This window comes from Actibacterium ureilyticum (assembly GCF_002285435.1).
Lineage (GTDB): Bacteria > Pseudomonadota > Alphaproteobacteria > Rhodobacterales > Rhodobacteraceae > Actibacterium_C > Actibacterium_C ureilyticum.
Window position 1 is genome coordinate 46,645 of sequence record NZ_NSBT01000043.1, and the last position, 18,518, is coordinate 65,162.

The 18,518-nt window shown below is 59.8% G+C and carries 13 protein-coding genes; 4 read left to right on the forward strand and 9 right to left on the reverse strand.

All coding sequences use genetic code 11. The annotated features are described in order from the left end of the window. Positions 1 to 27: 27 nt before the first annotated feature. The 3 genes from CLM60_RS20270 (at position 28) to CLM60_RS20280 (ending at position 3,281) form a co-directional block, all read left to right on the forward strand. Positions 28 to 1,140, forward strand: coding sequence for a Fic family protein (locus tag CLM60_RS20270; protein ID WP_095590963.1), 1,113 nt, complete (start codon positions 28 to 30; stop codon positions 1,138 to 1,140). 124 nt (positions 1,141 to 1,264) lie between these two features. After that, complete coding sequence (locus CLM60_RS20275) at positions 1,265 to 2,023, forward strand: DUF5131 family protein (RefSeq protein WP_095590964.1); 759 nt, start codon at positions 1,265 to 1,267, stop codon at positions 2,021 to 2,023. A 7-nt stretch (positions 2,024 to 2,030) separates the two neighbouring features. Further along, positions 2,031 to 3,281: a three-Cys-motif partner protein TcmP gene (locus CLM60_RS20280; protein WP_095590965.1), complete on the forward strand. Its 1,251-nt coding sequence runs from the start codon at positions 2,031 to 2,033 to the stop codon at positions 3,279 to 3,281. A gap of 20 nt (positions 3,282 to 3,301) precedes the next feature. Here the strand turns inward: CLM60_RS20280 and CLM60_RS20285 are convergent, their stop codons facing one another. From CLM60_RS20285 to CLM60_RS20325, 9 genes are all read right to left on the reverse strand, one after another. Continuing rightward, entirely contained in the window at positions 3,302 to 4,510 is a 1,209-nt protein-coding gene (locus CLM60_RS20285; RefSeq protein WP_095590966.1) for a GIY-YIG nuclease family protein, read from the reverse strand. Then, positions 4,507 to 6,591: a DEAD/DEAH box helicase gene (locus CLM60_RS20290; protein WP_095590967.1), complete on the reverse strand. Its 2,085-nt coding sequence runs from the start codon at positions 6,589 to 6,591 to the stop codon at positions 4,507 to 4,509. Before CLM60_RS20290 ends, CLM60_RS20285 begins: the two co-directional genes overlap by 4 nt. 1 nt (position 6,592) lies before the next feature. Beyond that, entirely contained in the window at positions 6,593 to 7,417 is an 825-nt protein-coding gene (locus tag CLM60_RS20295) for an Abi family protein (RefSeq protein ID WP_095590968.1), read from the reverse strand. Next, positions 7,414 to 8,193, reverse strand: a complete 780-nt coding sequence (locus tag CLM60_RS20300; protein WP_095590969.1) for a hypothetical protein — start codon at positions 8,191 to 8,193, stop codon at positions 7,414 to 7,416. Before CLM60_RS20300 ends, CLM60_RS20295 begins: the two co-directional genes overlap by 4 nt. After that, positions 8,190 to 10,877 carry a class I SAM-dependent DNA methyltransferase gene (locus CLM60_RS20305; protein ID WP_095590970.1) on the reverse strand — a complete coding sequence of 896 codons (2,688 nt, stop codon included), beginning with the start codon at positions 10,875 to 10,877 and terminating at the stop codon, positions 8,190 to 8,192. Before CLM60_RS20305 ends, CLM60_RS20300 begins: the two co-directional genes overlap by 4 nt. 106 nt (positions 10,878 to 10,983) lie before the next feature. Continuing rightward, complete coding sequence (locus CLM60_RS20310) at positions 10,984 to 11,265, reverse strand: WGR domain-containing protein (protein ID WP_095590971.1); 282 nt, start codon at positions 11,263 to 11,265, stop codon at positions 10,984 to 10,986. Positions 11,266 to 11,349: 84 nt separating this feature from the next. Next, a complete protein-coding gene (locus CLM60_RS20315) occupies positions 11,350 to 12,282 on the reverse strand; it encodes a DUF2493 domain-containing protein (RefSeq protein WP_095590972.1) in 933 nt (310 codons plus the stop codon). Between the two features lie 361 nt (positions 12,283 to 12,643). Next, positions 12,644 to 13,675 (reverse strand): DUF7146 domain-containing protein, encoded by a 1,032-nt coding sequence (locus CLM60_RS20320; RefSeq protein WP_095590973.1) that lies wholly within the window; start codon positions 13,673 to 13,675, stop codon positions 12,644 to 12,646. Positions 13,676 to 13,678: 3 nt separating this feature from the next. Then, entirely contained in the window at positions 13,679 to 18,055 is a 4,377-nt protein-coding gene (locus CLM60_RS20325; RefSeq protein ID WP_095590974.1) for a strawberry notch family protein, read from the reverse strand. A gap of 177 nt (positions 18,056 to 18,232) precedes the next feature. Between CLM60_RS20325 and CLM60_RS20330 the strand changes: the two genes are divergently transcribed. Next, a complete protein-coding gene (locus CLM60_RS20330) occupies positions 18,233 to 18,466 on the forward strand; it encodes a hypothetical protein (protein ID WP_245848551.1) in 234 nt (77 codons plus the stop codon). Positions 18,467 to 18,518: the final 52 nt, after the last annotated feature.

Below are 18,518 nucleotides of genomic sequence, written 5' to 3' on the forward strand. Positions count from 1 at the left end.
GAGTTATAGAAAGGATGTCTATAACTCATGGCTTGGAACTGGACGCTGCCCGATTGGCCGGATTTCCGGTATGACGCCTCCGCTCTGGAGCCGTTCGAGCAGACGTTTCTGCTGTCGTCCGGAGAAATCCTCGGCGCGGTCCATCATGTCAGCCAGCCGGAGCGCGAGCAACTCCGCATCGAACTGCTCAGCGAGGAAGCGATGCAGACGAGCGCCATCGAGGGTGAAATCCTCGATCGGCTCAGTGTCCAGTCTTCGCTGCGCCGCCATCTGGGCCTCGATCCGGACAGTTACCCTGCCAAACCGCGCGAACAGGGCGTCGCGGAAATGATGGTCGACGTCTATTCCAGTTTTGCAGAGCCGCTTTCCCACGAGACATTGTACCGCTGGCATCGGATGCTCCTGTCCCATGACCGTCGGTTGGAAACCATCGGGGCCTACCGACAACACGCCGAGGCGATGCAAATCGTTTCCGGCCGCCTTGACCGGCCCACGATCCATTTCGAAGCGCCGCCCTCGGAGCGGGTCATGCCTGAGATGGAGCGATACGCGGAATGGTTCAACAAGACCGTGCTGGGGGGAGCAGAGCCGCTTCCAGCGCTGACGCGCGCAGGGCTAAGCCACCTCTATTTCGAGAGCATCCACCCATTCGAAGACGGGAACGGCCGCTTGGGTCGCGCCCTCGCTGAAAAGTCGCTGGCGCAGAACATTGGCCAGCCGACCCTCATCTCGCTCGCCTTCACCATCGAGAAGGAGCGCAAGGCATACTACGACCAGCTCGAGCAGCATCAAAGAACGCTCGACGTGACCGATTGGCTCGTCTGGTTCGCGGAAGTTGTCTTGAAGGCCCAACAGGCAACACTCGACCGCGTCGGCTTCTTCATCAGCAAGGCACACTTCTACGATCGTCACAGAGACCACTTGAACGAACGCCAGGCCAAGGCCATCGCTCGAGTTTTTCGGGAAGGCCCTGGCGGTTTCAAAGGCGGCCTCAGCGCCGACAACTATCTCAAGATCACCGGAACGTCACGCGCAACCGCAACCCGCGATCTGCAGGATCTGGTCGAGAAAGGTGCGCTCAGCCGAACCGGTGAGCGACGCCATACGAGGTACTGGTTGAACCTAGATGGGAGAGCGTAAATGGTTGGTAGAAAGCCCGAGATATTTACTATTGGCACATACGGCACGACGCGCAGTGCCCAGATTGGATGTTCCCTCTTTGTGCCAACCGGCGTAGAGTGGCCGTCAAAAAGGATTGAGCAGGATGGCACAAAAATCTGAAATCGAGTGGACAGACGCGACGTGGAATCCCGTTACCGGCTGTACAAAAATCGGTCCGGGCTGCGACAACTGCTATGCGGAACGCTTTGCGGAGCGGTGGCGTGGTATAGAAGGGCATCCTTACGAACAAGGATTTGATCTGCGTCTCTGGCCGTCACGACTTGACCAACCGGCTCGTTGGAAGAAGCCGCGTATGATTTTTGTCAATTCAATGAGCGATCTATTTCACAAGGATATTCCAATCAGTCACATCGACGCCGTTTTTGACGCGATGGAGAGGGCCAATTGGCATGTGTATCAGGTTCTTACCAAACGCTCTTCGCTGATGCGAAACTATGTGAAGAAGAGGTACTCTGGAGAAAAAGTCCCTTCGCACATTTGGCTCGGCGTGTCCGTCGAGGACAGCGCACACAAGAGCCGAATCGAACACCTGCGCCAAATCAACTCAGAAGCGCGATTTATTTCGTTTGAGCCATTGCTCGGCAGGATCGGGAACGTCGATCTGAGTGGCATAGCCTGGGCAATCGTCGGGGGAGAAAGTGGACCAAAGGCGAGGCCGATGGAACCGTCATGGGCAACAGAATTACGCCTTGCATGTGAAAAATATGACGTTGCATTCTTTTTCAAGCAGTGGGGGGGAGCACGCCCAAAATCTGGCGGACGGCTTCTCGAGGGGGCTGAGTGGAACGGCTTTCCATGGCAGATTGTTCCCAAAGAAATAATGGCAGAGTTGACGAGTTAGGAACGCGATGGCGACGAATTTCATCTGGGGACCCGATGGCAATCTCCCGCGAATTGAGGAACATACCAAGCGTAAGCTCGATGTCCTCAAGAATTATCTTGATGTCTATTTCGACACAGTGGTTCGTAACCCAGCACAAGATCGTTTGAATATTACTCTCGTCGATGGATTCAGTGGAGGCGGCGCATATTCCGATGGAAACGACACACGAGCCGGGAGCCCGCTTGTTCTCCTCAATGCTGTTGAAGAGGCGACCGTAAGACTGAATGAAGGCCGGGCAAAGCCTCTGGAAATCAATGCACGCTTTATCTTTGTGGATGACGAACGCGAGCATGTGGCCGCCCTGAAGAGGGAGCTGCGCGGGAGAGGATACAAAGAGAACGATCCGCGGATCTCTGTATTAGAGGGAAAGTTTGTCGAACACTTGCCGACAATCATGGCTGAAATTATGCAAAATCAGCGGAAAGGCCGATCCATTTTCTTTTTGGATCAGTTTGGCTACTCCGACGTGCCAATGTCAGCGATACAGACGATCTTCACTGCCCTTGATAGAGCGGAGGTCGTCCTCAATTTCGCCATTGATAGCCTCTTGAACTACCTACAGGACGCTTCGGCAGAGCTTCCTCTATACCAGCAATTTGGCATCGACTCCCGCTTCATCGCTGATTGGAGACAGCGAAAAGATGAAAATATGGGCCGCGCCCTTACACAGCGCGCGCTCATGGCACACATTCATGCAAAAAGCGGAGCCAAATTTTTCACGCCATTCATGCTTTGGTCACGCACAGATAACCGATGGATGATGCTTGCGCACCTATCGCAACACCAGGCTGCCCGCGACAAGATGCTGAGCGTACACTGGCAGGAACAGAACAGCTTCACCCACATTGGTTCGGGCAGCTTGTTTTCTTTGGGGTATGACACACGACTGATCGAGAGTTGCGACTCGCTCTTCAACTTCTCAGAGATCGATCGAACCAAGTTGAATACGGAACTTGTGAACGCACTGCCAGCCGAAGTCCACCAAATGATGGAAAACGGGCAGTTGGACGTCGCACGCCTGTTAGATGAGATTGGCAATCGAACAGCGGGCACCAACGACGACATTTTTCAGGTACTATCCGAATTGGCACAAGCGCGTGAATTAGAGGTTTTATCGGCCAACGGAACGCCGAAAAGGGCAGGAACGCGTATTTCTATCAAAGATCGACTTATCAGACCTAGCCAACCGACATTATTTTTTCCGTCGCGCTGGTAGCCCACCGCGCCTTTACCTAGTCAAACCTTCGCAACAATTTCTTGGGATTGAAGGTCGTACTTGAACAAATGAAGGCGCCCCTCTTCAATCAGTTTCGCCGCACGGCCGACATGTTCCGGCAAGACGTAAAACCATTCCTTTGGAAAGACCTTCTTCCCGAAGCGGTCCGTCACAAAGAGCTCTGCCGGCCTGGCCGTCGCGAAAAAGCGGTGGAGAAGGTTCTCAACTTTGCGGCGGGACAGGTTTTGAAGCTCGTAGGTCGCGACGATGTCCACTGGTGCTAGCAAAAACGTTGGATCGTTGCGAGCATCTGCAACCCGGCGCGCAACATCCTGACTGGTGACACCGATCTTGTGCAGGATCATTCGCTGAGTTCTGATCGACGGATCATCCGAGCGCGACCGAGCGACGTAAATTGTCCCAGACAATTCTAGTTGATCAGATTCCCAGTCCAGATCGAGGGGACCAAGCCCGACCTTCTGAACCATTCTGGCCGTCTTATCGTCGTTGAGTGACTTGCGGAACGAAGACATGAGAGGATCACTCTCCATGCCGTTGGAAAAAATGACCCGAAGTCTGTGGTCACGAGAGCCCCCTCGCGCGGACATTTCGGATTTCTCAGCGATCATTGCGAGAAGGCCGTTGCGGATGAAGAAGTCGCCTTCTATGGGCTCAATCACGGACCATTTCTTTACAGGCAGTGCTTGGCGGTCGCCCGCTTCCAAAGCCTGCTGCACCGCTTCAAAACGCTCTGCGAACTGGTCGAAATCGCGACAGGGAACAAATTCCGCCCGATGATCGGGCAAGTGTCGTTCTGCGGCAGGCGTCGTATGTTTCAAATCGATCAGAGACGCATCGACGGAAAGCTCTTCATCGTCGAAAATATCATCTAGGCTGTCAGGCACGTCAGAAACTAGCGGCTCATCTCGCCATGATTTCAATACCTGCGCTGTCTCGTCGTCCAAGAGCCCAAACCGGTCCTCCAGCCGCATCTGGTCAGTCGGCGCAGACTTGATCGAAGCCCAGATCGAACCGAGCCGCATCTCGTCATGGTCCACCGCATCAGGATCGGGAACGCGCCCGTGTTTCTCAAAGAACGCTGAGACTTCTCTCAGCGCGCCAGCCCCTTGGTCGGAAGCTACAGTGGCGCGGCTGCCGCGCAGCCTAACGTCCAACAGGCCGAATTCATCGTCTTCCGCAAAAATGTCATCCAAGCTCGGCCGAGTCATTGCATCGCGCCCTCGCGCAGCCGCTTCGCCTTCTCAGCTTTCAGCCAGGCCAGTGCCTCTGCCATCCGCTTCTCCAAGGGATCGGCAGAATGAACGTTCGGCTCGCGTCCCTCACTGGCCCGGAACGCCTTAATCCTCGGCCAAAGTGTTCGAGCCTCGTCGCCGGTCATATTGACCCGCAATGCAACCATCGCCGATTGGACATGTGCCAAGAGCTCCGAGTTCAAAGACTTCGATGCGACCTCGAACCGTTCACGAAACGTGTTCACGCTATCGATGAGCTCAACATCGATGTCGCGGACATTGATGAATTTCTTGACCATCTGCAGCAGCGTATTGGGGGCGCTGTCTCCGGCTTCATCCCCATCGTCGTCAGAAACGTCCGCCTTGCCGGGGCTGCCCGTCAAAGGTGACTGCCCTTCAGCGAAGCCACGCTCAGCTTCTCGCCGCGCCAAAGTTAGCACGTTCATATGCGCCGCAAGGTGTTGCCGAACAGACTCGGCCTCTTCTGAATCCAGAGTTTCATATCTGCGCTCGATGATGTCCGTCAGAACCATTTGCGTGGCAACCTCGGGCGCCGTGTCGGGAGAAAGGACCCGTCTATCCATTTCCTGGTAGGCGGTAGCCATCAAGTCGTGCATGTCCTTCTCGCAGATTTCCCGAGCTCGATCAGTGGGTGGCTCAATCAGTCCCTTGATACCGATTGTAACGTTGCCTTCGGCGTCAGTCCCGACCGAAGCACGCACGTCGCCATCCTCGCGCCGATAGAATTTGAAGTTGGGTGCCAACACCTGCTCCATAAGCAGAGAACCAGAAATGGCCTTCAGCATGTCGTTGACCGCGTCTGTCACAACGCCGGTTTCCACACCCGGCTCGGCAACCAGGTTGGTGAAGAGCGCACGCGGCTTACCGGGCGCATCGCGAGTGGCTCTCCCAATAATCTGCACGATTTCTGTAAGCGATGACCGGTAGCCGATCGTCAGGGCATGTTCACACCAGACCCAGTCGAACCCTTCTTTCGCCATACCAAGCGCAATTATGATGTCGACCTTCTCGCGGTCCGCCGTATCATCTCGACGACCATCAGCGCCTTTGATCTCTCGCGAAAGCGCAGATTTAACGATGTCGCGGCCTGGTCCGTCATCAACCAGATCGGCGATTTTCAGAATCTGCCCATCTGGCCTGCGGACCAGATCAAATCCGGTCTCAGGATCGCGACCTTCATGGACACCCAAGAGGTCGAGAATCTTTCCGACTTCGTTGTATTTGTCGTCGAATGCCTCGGACGACCCCCGATGAGGAATGTGGATGATCGTCTTTTGGTCAGGGTTCAGCACCCCTGGCAATCCGTTGACGTAATTGCCCTTGTAGAATTCGTAGTTGATCCCGAGTGCCTTGAGAAATTCGTAGCCTTCCAGCTGCTCGTAGTAGCTGTAGGTGATCTTGGTGAACCGATCCTCATCCTCTGGCCGCAACACTGGATCCGCATCCCCGCGGAAATAGCTGCCGGTCATTGCCATCACATGGCATTCCGCTCGGGAAATCAGACTGCGCAGGATCACGCCCAGCCGGTTGTTGTCGGAGGCAGAGACATGGTGGAATTCGTCAATGGCGATGAAGCAATTGTCAAAAGCCTCGATGCCCGCAGTTCTTGCCACCTCATCGAAGCCGAAGCGGAATGTGGCATGGGTGCAGACCAGCACCTTGGCATCGCTTTCCAGGAACGCCTGAAATGCCTTGACCTTTTGCTTGTCTGCGTCCTCGCCCGTCAAACAGAGGTTCCAGCGATCATCGACCTCCCAGTCCGCCTCAAACCCGTAGCGGGTCAGATCCGTCGAGCGGAATGACCCGCCAATCGATGTCTCGGGCACGCAAACGATCGTCTTTTCCAGCCCCTGATGAAGCATCTTGTCGAGAGCGACGAACATGAGCGCGCGGCTTTTGCCAGCTGCGGGCGGCGCTTTAAGCAAAAGGAACTGCGCCGCTCGTGCGGCATAGGCGCGGGCCTGCATCGGGCGTTGGCCCAACTTGTTGGTTGTCGATTTGGAGCGCCCATAGGTCACGTTCACCATTTCAACCATGTCATTCTCCCTTCGGGCGCGCGTTGATAATCTGGTTCACACGGCATCGGGTTGCTACCCATGCCTCCAGGTCCGGAGAGGACCACGCGATCAGCTTTAACGCGTCTTGGTACTTCGATGATGGGCCTTTGTCGAAGATCGCATTGTGGTGCGCGATGCGGTTACGCCAGCGGCGAACGCTTTCGATCAAGTCGTGCAAGTCTTCCAGCTTGGCATCCCATGGAGCGTGCTTGAACACCCGCTGAAACCCTTTCGGGAACAGATAACGCTGAAATCGCTTGGTCGTCAGATGCTCCCAAAACCCGAAAGACAAAGCCGAAACCATGTGGTGGGCGTCCATAACGTCGCCGTGTTGATCAGTTTCGTCAGTGATAGCGTTGTCGAGGTCCTTCCTGCGAAGCGGGTCCAGGATGTTCAGGAAAGTTTGGTTTTCAAACCATCGCGGGTCACGGAACGTCAGGGCGTTGTGTATGCTGTTCCGGCAGGTCACTTCGGCCATATGCAAAGCAAAATGGAAGGCCTCGGACAGGTCGCAATTCCAGAGGTAGATGTCCTCGCGCGCCACCCCGGCATCACCGGCCGCGGGTGCGTATCGCTGCAGTCTTCGGTCGCTCAGGCAGTCGGTTAACAGCTTCTGAACCCTAAGATCGGTCAGAGTTTGAACTTGATCCGTGGCCACATCAGCGCTATCTATTGCTTCGTGAGACGCGGTGAGGTTGCCTTTAGGTGCTTCGGCAGGCTTCTGGCCCCTCCCGTGGACAAGATCATGAGGCGGGCCTTCGGGCGCCGCCTCGCTTGTTTTTGGGGGAGCGTTCTTATCGGTCATTTCGCACCCGCCTTCTGATCACGATCCTTCAGTATCGCCTTCTCGAACCAAGTCGGCACACTAGCAACGTCAGCCTCAGAAATGTTCTCGGGCACGTCCCTCCAGAAAGACACGATGGCATCAGAGAATGCCTGAAACTGGGCATCGCTGACTTTCAGATCAGTATGGTCCAGAACATCGATCGAAGACCACGCAAGGCGCGTTCCAACATTCGGATCAGGAAGATACTCGGGGAAACTTTGCTTCAGATCGTCCAGCGACGTCCCTTTGCCATGCTTGTAGACGTTGACGACCAGACGGCAGGCATCCAGCAGCTTGAAGTACCCGGTGCTGCGGATCTTCCAACCGAGGCCTTCGAGCAGGTCAGCGAGGTCTGAAAAGTTCGCCTTCCAGATTTTTTCGGCGGCCAGATCCCCCCGGTGCCAATGTCCAATCTCACGCACCAGCCAATCGCGAAGCTGCTTGTCCCATTCATGGAACATGCCCGCGACCACACTCAGCTGGGTCTGATCACGCATATCGGAGAGCAGGCGATAGAACTCGATGCCGGCCTCTCCGGCCGCCTCATAGAAGCTCCCCGGATCGTCTCGGTCGGGATCGAAACGGTGGCTGTTGTTCTCGAGCCAGTCTTCCGAGGCCTTGTCCGCCTCGGCTTCAATGTTCTCAAACTGCGTGAGAAGCCGCTTGCGTGCCTGTTCGACATAGAACAAGTGCCCGTCGATCAGCGACTGGCGAAACGGTCCCCACATCTGGAACAATACATAGGTCCCCGTCATGCGCGCGCACCCTTCTTCTCCAGCGATTTCACCTTGGCGGCATAGAGCTTGAAGAGCTTTTCCAACCGCTCAGTGTCATTGCGGAAGGGGCGGCCGATATACATCGTCTCCAAGAGGTCATCGTTTTCGCGATGCACGGCGCGCAGGTCGTCGGGCATTTTGTCGGGGTCGTAAAGCTCGGCGATGGTCTTGGGGAAATGCGAGTAGCGGCACTTGAGGATGCGCCGCGCCGAGGCGGATAGCTCTGCCAGTTGATCCTCGCTGAACTTCGGCACGGGGAAGGTGTTCCAACCGAGGGTGTTGGAGTAGCGGAAATCGGACTTCAACTTGCCGCAGACTGTGGCGATCCAGACCAGATGTAGGCGAGAAGCGATCAGGGCGATGCACCATTCAGGGGCGTCGTAGAGCACTTGGTTAAGATTTGAAGCAATAACATCAGCCCCAACCCGTTCAACGGGCAGATAGGGGCGTCGTTCCGATGTGACGCTTGGGACAAGGATAGCATGACGTTCAGGCGCAACATGCTCGCGGAACTGGTGTGGCCGATCTGCAAGTTCAATGCCGCCCTTATCGGTCATTTTAAGACGAGCTTCTCTGGTCGCCTCGACACGACGAGCGACAGGCGGGATGGCCATCGCATCACGCAGGTCGGAATCTGAAATCCAAAGGCAATGCCGTTCTATCCCTTTCACAACCTCCTGCGACCCCATGAAACGACGAATGAACTTCGATGCCTCGGGGGCTTCAGCCAGCATCTGCTCTTTTTCCTCTGGAATCAGTAGCAGGTTTCCAGCGTCATAGGGCATGCAGCCAAAGTTCATCTCGGGGAGCCCGAAAATCCCTTTGCTCGCACCGGTCACGAATACGTTTTGGTCGTTCAAGAGATACGAATTGATATTTGCGGCTTCCTCGGAAACATCACCATCGAAAATGCGCTTGGTCGCATTTGACTTGTTTCGCATCCCGACGACCACGCAAATGACTGCGGCATTTGCCGATGCATTGTTGCGCCACTTGAAGGATCGATGCGCAAACCCGATTTCCACGCCGTCAGTCAAGATTTCGGGCCAGAGGTTGGCTGCCGATGCCCCTTGGCAGATTGAATTGGTCGACACCAGAGCAGCACGGACATTACGACCACGCAGATAGACCGAGGCGTTGAAGAACCATGCCGCCACTAAGTCAAACGCTCGGTAAGATTTTAACTTACCCTTGAAGACATGGTCCATTCCGGCTTTGTGATCCGCGTCCTGCTGGGCCTTTCCAAGGAACGGGGGGTTGCCCGCGATGAAAACTTCCTCTTCTTCGCCGGGGTGCGGGCAGACCTCCTCCCATCGGGTATAAAGGGAGTCCCCTCGCCTGATATGCGCTGCGTCTTTCAGCGGTAGCGCGGCAGGACGGCGACCAAAAACCTCGGCAAAGCTGGCATTGGCCTGATACTCGGCAATGAACAGCGCGAGCTTGGCGGTCTCTGCCGCAAAGTCCGCGATCTCGATCCCGTAGAAATTGCTGATCGGGATGGCCGAAAACATCTGCATCGAGCCGGGGCCGTTCAGCTCCTCCAGCCGCTGCAGGATGCGCGACTCTCGCGCTCTGAGTTCGCGGTAGGACACGACCAGAAAGTTGCCCGAGCCACAGGCAGGATCAAAGACGCGAATACGCGACATGCGGTCCAACACCTGCTGCAAGGCTTTCGCGCGATCCCAGGCCTTGTGGATCTCGGCATCCAGATCATCGAGGAACAGCGGCCCGATCACCTTCATGATGTTCGGGACCGAGGTATAGTGCATCCCCAGTTCTGAGCGCTGCTTGGGATCAGCCACCGACTGGATCATCGACCCGAAGATGTCAGGGTTGATTTCGCGCCAATCGAGATCGCAGGCATCGCGCAGGTAGCGGAAGGAGATCGTGTCAAACCGCGGCGCGTCTATGTTGCCCGCGAAGAGCCCGCCGTTTACGTATTCCAGCTCTGCCGTCCATGCCGGCAGGGCGCCGCGCTTGTCCTTGGGCAAGTTCATGGCGTTGAAGGCGGCGATGATGGTTTCACGCGCCTCTTCGCCCTTGTCGCCCGCATGGGTGAACAAAAGGCGCGAGAACTGGTTGTCCGGGAAGATGCCCACGTCCTCGGCGAACATGCAGAAGATGAGCCGCATCATCAGCTGGTTCATCTCGTGCCGCCGATCGTCGCTACCCCAATCGGGATTGGCCTTGGTCAGCGCATCATAGAGACGTGCGAGCTTGCCGGTCGCTTTGACGTCGACAGGGTTCTCTTCGACCGCGCGATAGCGTTCCTTGCCCGCGGCGGGCAGGAAGAAGCCGAAATGATCACCTAACTCGCTGAAGGTGCAATGTAGTGTATCGCCTGAAGCTGGATGTTCAGCCGCAATGGTTTCGCCATCGGTCGCGATCAGGATCGCGGGCTTGGACGCCTTGGTTTTCTTAGAGGCGCGCAGTTGATCGAGCGTGACATCGGTCAGGCCTTTTAGTGCCGGCGCGTAGTGGAACTTCTTGTTGAACAGAACGCCGCCAGAAAGATCCGACTTGTTGGTCGAGCCATTGCGCAGCTTCGAGATCGCTGCCTTGGCCGCATCCGTCGCCTCGGCAAAAGCAAAGGGGAATTCATTCGGATCAAATGGCTTGGCCGCAATCTCGGCAAGGGCATCGTAAATTTCAGTCGGGTTCATCAACAGGCCTCGGAATTCGTTACACTATTCGTAGTCAAAGAAGCCGCCGGAAACTACCGAAAATAAACGCGAAATACACGCTTGGCGAAATGTCATTCACCGCTTTTCAATCCATCTTCTGCTCTGCGACCGCTCGATACCCTCGCCGCGTCTTGTTCGCTGCGAGCTTCAACAGGGCGGTCACAGCATGCCCCTCGTCCGGGTGCTGTTCGATTAGCATCTGCCCTCGAAACCCGATACGGCCCCATTCCCGCACAAGGCATGCGCCGCCAAACAGGTCCGGCTGAACGCTCAATCGATAGAAGCGGCGCATGTTGAGAGACGGGTCGATCCGCTTGAGATCGACCGTCGTCGGGAACACTTCCATTTGCTGCGATGTGTCGAACATGTTGTTGGCGCCTATCTCCAGACCACAATATCAAGCGCTCTTCGACGTTTCCACAATGTTCTGTCCCGGATTGAAGTCGGGGGCTTACGCCCCCTTCTCGAACTTCATGACCGGGATGCCGAGCTTCTTGGCCTTGTCGGCGAGGTTTTCCTGGATACCGGTTCCGGGGAAGACAAGGACCCCGACCGGGAGCACATCCAGCATCGCGTCGTTGCGCTTGAAGGGCGCGGCCTTGGCGTGCTTGGTCCAGTCGGGCTTGAAGGCCACCTGCGTCACGCTGCGAGCCTCGGCCCATTTGGCGGCGATGAGCTCTGCGCCTTTGGGGCTGCCACCGTGCAAAAGGACCATGTCTGGATACTTGGTCCGGACCTGGTCGAGCTTACCCCAGATCAGGCGGTGATCGTTGAAATCGGTCCCGCCGGTGAGGGCGACCTTGGGACCTGCGGGAAGCATTACCTCGGTCTCGGCGCGGCGCTTGGCGGCCAGGAAGTCGCGGCTGTCGATCAGGGCGGCGGTCATGTGCTGGCGGTTCACCATCGATCCGGTGCGGGGGCGCCAGGTCGATCCCGTGTGATGGACGAACTCGGTGGCGGCGTGGTCGCGCATCATGTCCATGCAATTGCGCCGTTCAACGAGAGTCAGGCCCTCGGCCGTCAGGCGCTCGAGTTCGACGGACTTCACTTCGGAGCCGTCCTGCTCGCGCTGGAGGCGGCGCTGCGCCTGCTCGTTCTCATCGAGCGTCCGCTCGATCCGGGCCGTGGCGCGGTGGAAGAGGTTGACCTGGCCCCAGAGCACCTCTTCGAGGTCGGGTTCCATACGGGTGTCTTCCAGGGTCGCGACGAGGGCGTCGAAGATGTCGGCGACGGCGACGGCGAGGCGCTGCCCATCGGGCATCGGGCGCGGATCGGGCTCGTCAAAGGGGCGATAGCCGTAGAGCTGGAGCTCGTCGAGCGCATGGGCGGTCTGGGAAGCGCTATGGGCGGGTTCATACGCGTCGTCGTAGGTGTGGATCGTCATCGGTTTCTTACCTCCGGGCCTGTCTCGTCCGCGCGTCATCCCGCGCGGCCTTCATGGGCAGACCCGAGCCGTCGGGGCGGTTGCCCCTTCACCTCGGCTTCACCGGGGCCGGAACAGCGTGGAGGAGGTCGGCGGGGAAGCTATTTGTCTCGCGATGCAAAGGCGGCTTTGCCGCCGGCGGAAATAGGTTCCCTGCCGACCTTGCAGGGGCTACCGCTTTGACGGCCTGCCCATCTCTTGAAGGCCGCTCGGGTGACGGGTGGATGCGCAAGGCCCGGGATGGGGTGAGGACGACGATCCAGAGCCACGACTGGGATGCAGCCCCCTGCCCCGCACTCCCAGCCCCCCTGCGCGATGCAGCTCAGCTGGGCAGGCGATGCCGATCCTCTGGCCCGATCTGTCCTGTCAGATGCTGGCGCAGCGCGACCTTGCCGTTCGCCTGGAGATCATCGTTGAAATCCCCGAGCCGCGGTTCCAGCACCCGCACGCGCACCCCGACCTCGGAGGCTCTGGCGCTCAACTTCTCTGCCGCGCGCTGCCCGGCCGGATCGCGATCGATCGCGACGTAAAGGCGCTTGAGCCCCTCCGGCAACAGGACCGCCCCGAGGTGACCAGACGAGAGCGCCGCCCAGACGGGAAGGCCGGGGATCGCCTCGGACAGAGACAGCATGGTCTCGATGCCTTCGCCGATGACGAGGATGTCATCCTGCGGGGTCAGCCTGACAGCATTGCCGAGGAGGTGACCCATAGCCCGACGCTCTGGATTCACTGCCGCCTTCCCCTGCCCGTCAGCTGCCAACCAGGTGCGATGCACGCCCTGCACGGCCCCTGCCCCATCGGTAACCGCCGCGATCATCGCCGGTCTGGGGATGCTCCGGGTCTGCCCCTCTTCCCGATGCCAGCACTTCGGGTGGAAGCGTAAGGCGCCGTTCGCCCCGAATTGGGTGATGCCTCGGGAACGGAGGTAGGTCTCAGCAAGCATGCCTGTGATCGGGTTCGAGGCAGCAAACAAGCGCGCCGCTGCCGCGGGAGTGCCACCGGGCGCCTTGGCCTTCCTCGGCTCTTGCCTATCCGGGACGACCGGCTGCGGACGGCCAAGATGCGCTCGGGCCTCGGCGAGAAGATCGGGGAAGCGCGTGATCCCCGTCCGGGCGCGGATGATGTCCAGGAGATCGCCATGCTCGCCTGTGGCCCCATCCGTAAACTTGCCCGCTGCCCCTGGTCCCGACGCAGGGCCCGTCAACCGCACGAAGAGCGACCGGCCGGGGTTGTTGTGCAGATCGCCGACGATCCAGTAGGATCCTTCCCGCCGTCCGGCGGGAAGGTACGCACGACAGACGCCTTCGGCATTTTCTGCCAGATCGCGCACGAGGTCTTCGGTCTTGGAATACATGGGTCAACAACCTCCGCGATCATGTAGCCTTGCGACAGGACAACGTGCAAGCAGACGATCCAGTATCGCGACGCCATCGGCGTCGGTCGGGCAAAACAGCCGAAGCTTCCAACTAATAATCTCCGAGAAGAAGCCATCGGCCTTGAGCCGGTCCTTGGCGGCCTCGGTGAACCCGGAGAGCTCGATCCGGTTCACGCCCATAACGCGGGACCGATGGAGCTCCATCCCCTCGGCCAGCCGCACCACGGTCTTGCCCTCCAGAACGAGGGCATGGACCTGTGCGGCCGAGAGCTTGGGCGCATCGGCGGCCAGCGTGGTCGCGACCCAGGCAGGCGAGACGAGGCGACCGATGATGCGCTGCCCGTCATCGGTCTGCAGGCGGTAGACGCGGGTTTCATCCTGGGGAAGCTGCTTCCAGATCGGCAGCAGCAGACCTGCCACGATGTGCAGCGTGGAGTCCGAAAACTCCGGCACCTCGGCCAGTTCCGCAGTCCACGCCGCAGTGAAGGCCGCGCGGTCGGCCTCGAGCCAGTGGGTGTCCTCCATGACCTTGGCCGGGACCGTGCTGGCATCAAGCGGGCGGATCAGGCGCAGGCGCGGCTCGATGGTCCCATCGTCCAGCATGTGACTGGTGGCAGGAACCTGCACGGCAGCCCGGCCCGAGCGGCTGTTGACCAGAAGCCGCGCCTGCGGGTCATCCAGCCATTCGAGCGCATCGGCCAGTGAGGTAGGCGTGTTGCGGCGCTTTTCCGCGATGGTCAGCAGCTGGGTTTCCGCGCCGGAGCCCGGATGGGTGTAGATGACCTGTACGTCGGTCACCCGGAAGCTCTCAGCACGGAGTGTCTCGAGCCCGAGGTCATAGACCCCGGCCGCGATGGCACCCTCGATCCTCTGGTCGAGCAATTCCTCGAAGACCGAGAAGAGCACGGCCTGCATGTCGATCGTCAGTGCGAGCAGCCGGTTGAGAAAGGTCGTGATGGGGGGCAGGTCGTCTTTCAGACCGTTGTCATCGATCAGGTTGAGGCCAGTGGCATCCTCGAAGGCCCCGAGCGAGCATCCGGCCACATCGCCGCGATAGATGCGGCGGTAAAGCTGGCGCAGCGCGTCGCGGGCGTAAGGCGACTCGAGGTTGTCCTCGGGGCGGAACAACCCCTGCCCGCCGGTCTGGCGCTGGCCGCGCGTGATGGCGCCAAGCGTGTCGAGGCGGCGCGCAATGGTCGACAGGAACCGCTTCTCCGCTTTCACATCAGTGGCGACCGGTCGGAACAGTGGCGGCTGCGCCTGATTGGTGCGGTTTGTGCGGCCGAGACCCTGGATCGCGGCATCTGCCTTCCAGCCGGGTTCCAAGAGGTAGTGGACCCGCAAGCGCTGGTTCTTCGCTCCGAGATCGGCGTGATAGCTGCGCCCGGTGCCGCCGGCATCCGAGAAGATCAGGATCCGCTTTTGATCATCCATGAAGGCTTGGGTTTCCACGAGGTTCGCAGCTCCGGCCCGGTTCTCCACCACGAGCCGTGCCGAATGCCTTTCGACCTTGCGCACGATGCGCCGCGAGCGGCCCGTGACCTCGGCCACGAGATCGGTGCCGAAGCGCTGGACGATCTGGTCGAGCGCACCCGGCACCGGCGGCAGCGAAGCCAGTTTCTCGATCAGCGCGTCACGACGCCGGACGGCTTCGCGGCACTCCACCGGTTGGCCGTCGCGCGTGACGGGGCGCGACGAGAGGTTGCCCTCGCTGTCGGTGAAAGGCTCGTAGAGCTGCACCGGGAAGGAATGGGCGAGGTAGTCCAGGACATACTCCCTGGGCGTGATGTCACAGCGGATATCATTCCATTCGTCGGTTGGGATCTCCGTCAGGCGGCGTTCCATCAGCGCCTCGCCGGTCGAGACGATCTGGATGACAGCCGCATGGCCTGCCGAGAGATCGGCCTCGATGGCGGCGATCAGGGTAGGGGTTTTCATGCTGGTCAGCAGATGGCCGAAGAAGCGCTGCTTGGCGGACTCGAAGGCCGAGCGGGCAGCGGACTTGGCCTGGCGGTTCAGCGTGCCGCTGTCGCCCGTGATGTTGGCCGCCTCCATCGCGGCGGCCAGATTGTTGTGGATGATGGCGAAGGCCCCGGCATAGGCATCATAGATGCCGCGCTGCTCGAGCGTCAGCGCATGCTCTAGCATCTCATATTCGACGCCGTCATAGGAGAGCGACCGGGCAGTGTAGAGCCCGAGTGAGCGCAGATCGCGCGCGAGGACCTCCATCGCAGCCACGCCGCCGGCCTCTATGGCCTGAACGAACTCAGCGCGGGTGGCAAAGGGAAAGTCCTCCCCGCCCCAGAGCCCGAGACGCTGAGCATAGGCAAGGTTGTGGACCGTCGTCGCGCCCGTGGCCGAGACATAGACTACGCGGGCATTGGGCAGTTTGTGCTGCAGGCGCAGGCCCGCCCTGCCCTGCTGCGAGGCCATGGTATCGCCCCGCTCGCCTTTGCCGCCGGCAGCATTCGCCATGGCATGGCTTTCGTCGAAGAGGATCACCCCGTCGAAATCCGCCCCGAGCCAGTCGACGATCTGGTCGACGCGGGATTTCTTGGCACCCCGTTCTTCCGAGCGCAGCGTCGCATAGGTGGTGAAGAGGATTCCCTCGCTCAGCGGGATGTCGCGCCCTTGTGCGAAACGCGACAGCGGCGTCACCAGAAGCCGCTCCTGGCCAAGGGCCGACCAGTCGCGTTGCGCATCCTCCAGAAGCTTGTCGCTCTTCGAGATCCAGAGCGCCTTGCGGCGGCCTTGGCACCAGTTGTCGAGCAGGATCCCGGCCGACTGGCGGCCCTTGCCCGCTCCGGTGCCATCGCCAAGGAAGAAACCCCGGCGGAAGCCGATAGCGTCAGCGGCGTCCTCCGGTGCTGCGGAGACCACGTCTCCGGTCTCATCGACGGTCCAAGACCCGGCGAGATATGCACCGTGGGCTTCGCCCGCGTAGATGACGGTCTCGAGCTGCGCGTCGGACAGCAGGCCGTCGCGCAAGATGGTCGCCGGAAGCTTGGGGCGGTAGGAGGGTTTCGGCGGCGCGACCGAGGCCATGGCCGCCGATTGCACAAGCTTGGTCGGGTGTGGGGCCGCGCCAGGGATGTCGATCGCCTGCAGACGGAAGGTCTCGTAGATCGCGTCGGACAGCCGTGCGGCGTCTTCGTCCTCGGCGGTGTCGCGGAGAGCGTAGTCCAGTTCCTCGGCCTCGATCGGCGCTTCAGGTTTCTCCGGTTGAGCCGCAGAGGTCGCGCGCGATCGGCTGACGGGTTTGCGTGTGGTGGGGGTAGGATTTCCCGGGAAGAGGGAAGAATGGCCCTGCCCCAATGCAGCTGCCTGATCCAACTTGAGGCGCGGCGGAACCTCAGCAGTGACCCGGGACATCAGATGCGCCACGTCCGGGGACGTGGGCTGGTGCAGGTCAGCGGTGATGCCGCCCGGCTCACCGCCGCGGCATTTGTCGAAGACAGACATCCGCGTCTCGAAGCTCGTGCCATGCTTGGCGAAAGCTGCGCCCGATACCGCGCCGGAGAACACCAGATGCGCGGCCTCGGTCAGACGCCCGAAGGTCTCGGCCCAGGCAGGCGCATCCGGCGCGAAACCGGTTCCGGTGATAGCCACGAGCCGTCCGCCGGGGGCCAGCCGCGCAAGCGCCGAGCGAAGATGTCGGGCCGTCGCCTCGGTCGACCAACCATCGACATTGGCCACAGCCGAGAAGGGCGGGTTCATCAGGACGACGCTCGGGCTTGAGCAGACATCGAGATGATCGTCGATCTGCGCGGCATCGAACTGTGTGACCGGTCGACTTAGGAAAAGCAGCCGAAGAAGATCGACGCGGGTCTCAGCCAACTCGTTCAGCGCAAGGCTGCCGCCGGCGATCTCGGCCAAGATCGCCAGAAGGCCGGTGCCAGCCGAAGGCTCGAGGACTAGGTCGCGGGGCGTGATCTGCGCGGCTGCCAGAGCCGCAAGGCCCATGGGCAAGGGCGTGCTGAATTGCTGGAACCGCTCCATCTCTTCCGACCGCCGGGTGTGCGTAGGCAAGAGGCCTGCCACCTTGGCGAGGATCGGCAAGAGCGCCGCAGGCGAGCCGGCACGCGCAAGCAGCGCCCGACCGAACTTTCGCAGAAAGAGGATCAGCGCCACCTCGCCCGCCTCATAGGCGAGCTTCCAGTCCCAGGCACCGGTCGCATCGGAACCGCCAAAGGCATGTTCCATCTCGCGGCGCAGGCGCAGCGCGTCGATCTGAAGCCCTTGCGCCAGATCGGGCTGCAGCGCTTCGGCAACAGCAACGATCGCAGGGACAGGATTTGCTGCCAACGGGACAATGGGCGCAGGCAAGGACACCTGCGCGACAGGGGCAAGATGGGTCATCGGGAAACTCCGGAATGAAGGACAGGATCAGGCCCGGACACCCTCTCTCGGGCAGCCTCGGACCTGATCTTTCCCGGCCCCTCTCTCCCTCTCGCACCAAGGTGTTCCCGACGCTTGGCTTGATTTTGTTCTTGTTATGTTCTATGTTCAGAGCCAAGCCAGAATGGGGGTTCCACCATGGAAAGCACCACGCACGCCCTGCCCTGGGAAGTTCAGCAAGACCGGAGATCTTTGAGCGGTTGGATCGAGGCTCAGGCCCGGCTGAAGCCGGTATCGGACATGGACCGTCTGCCGACCTCAAAGCAGGTAGCCTTCGCGGAGAAGCTTGCCCGGATCAAGCGCCGCGCCGTCCCGGATGAGTGCTTCCGCGACAAGGGGCTCATGTCGAAGTGGATCGACGGGAACAGGTGAGAGTGCCGATCAGCGCGTGCAATGCCTGAGAATGATCATGGATCGACTGGGC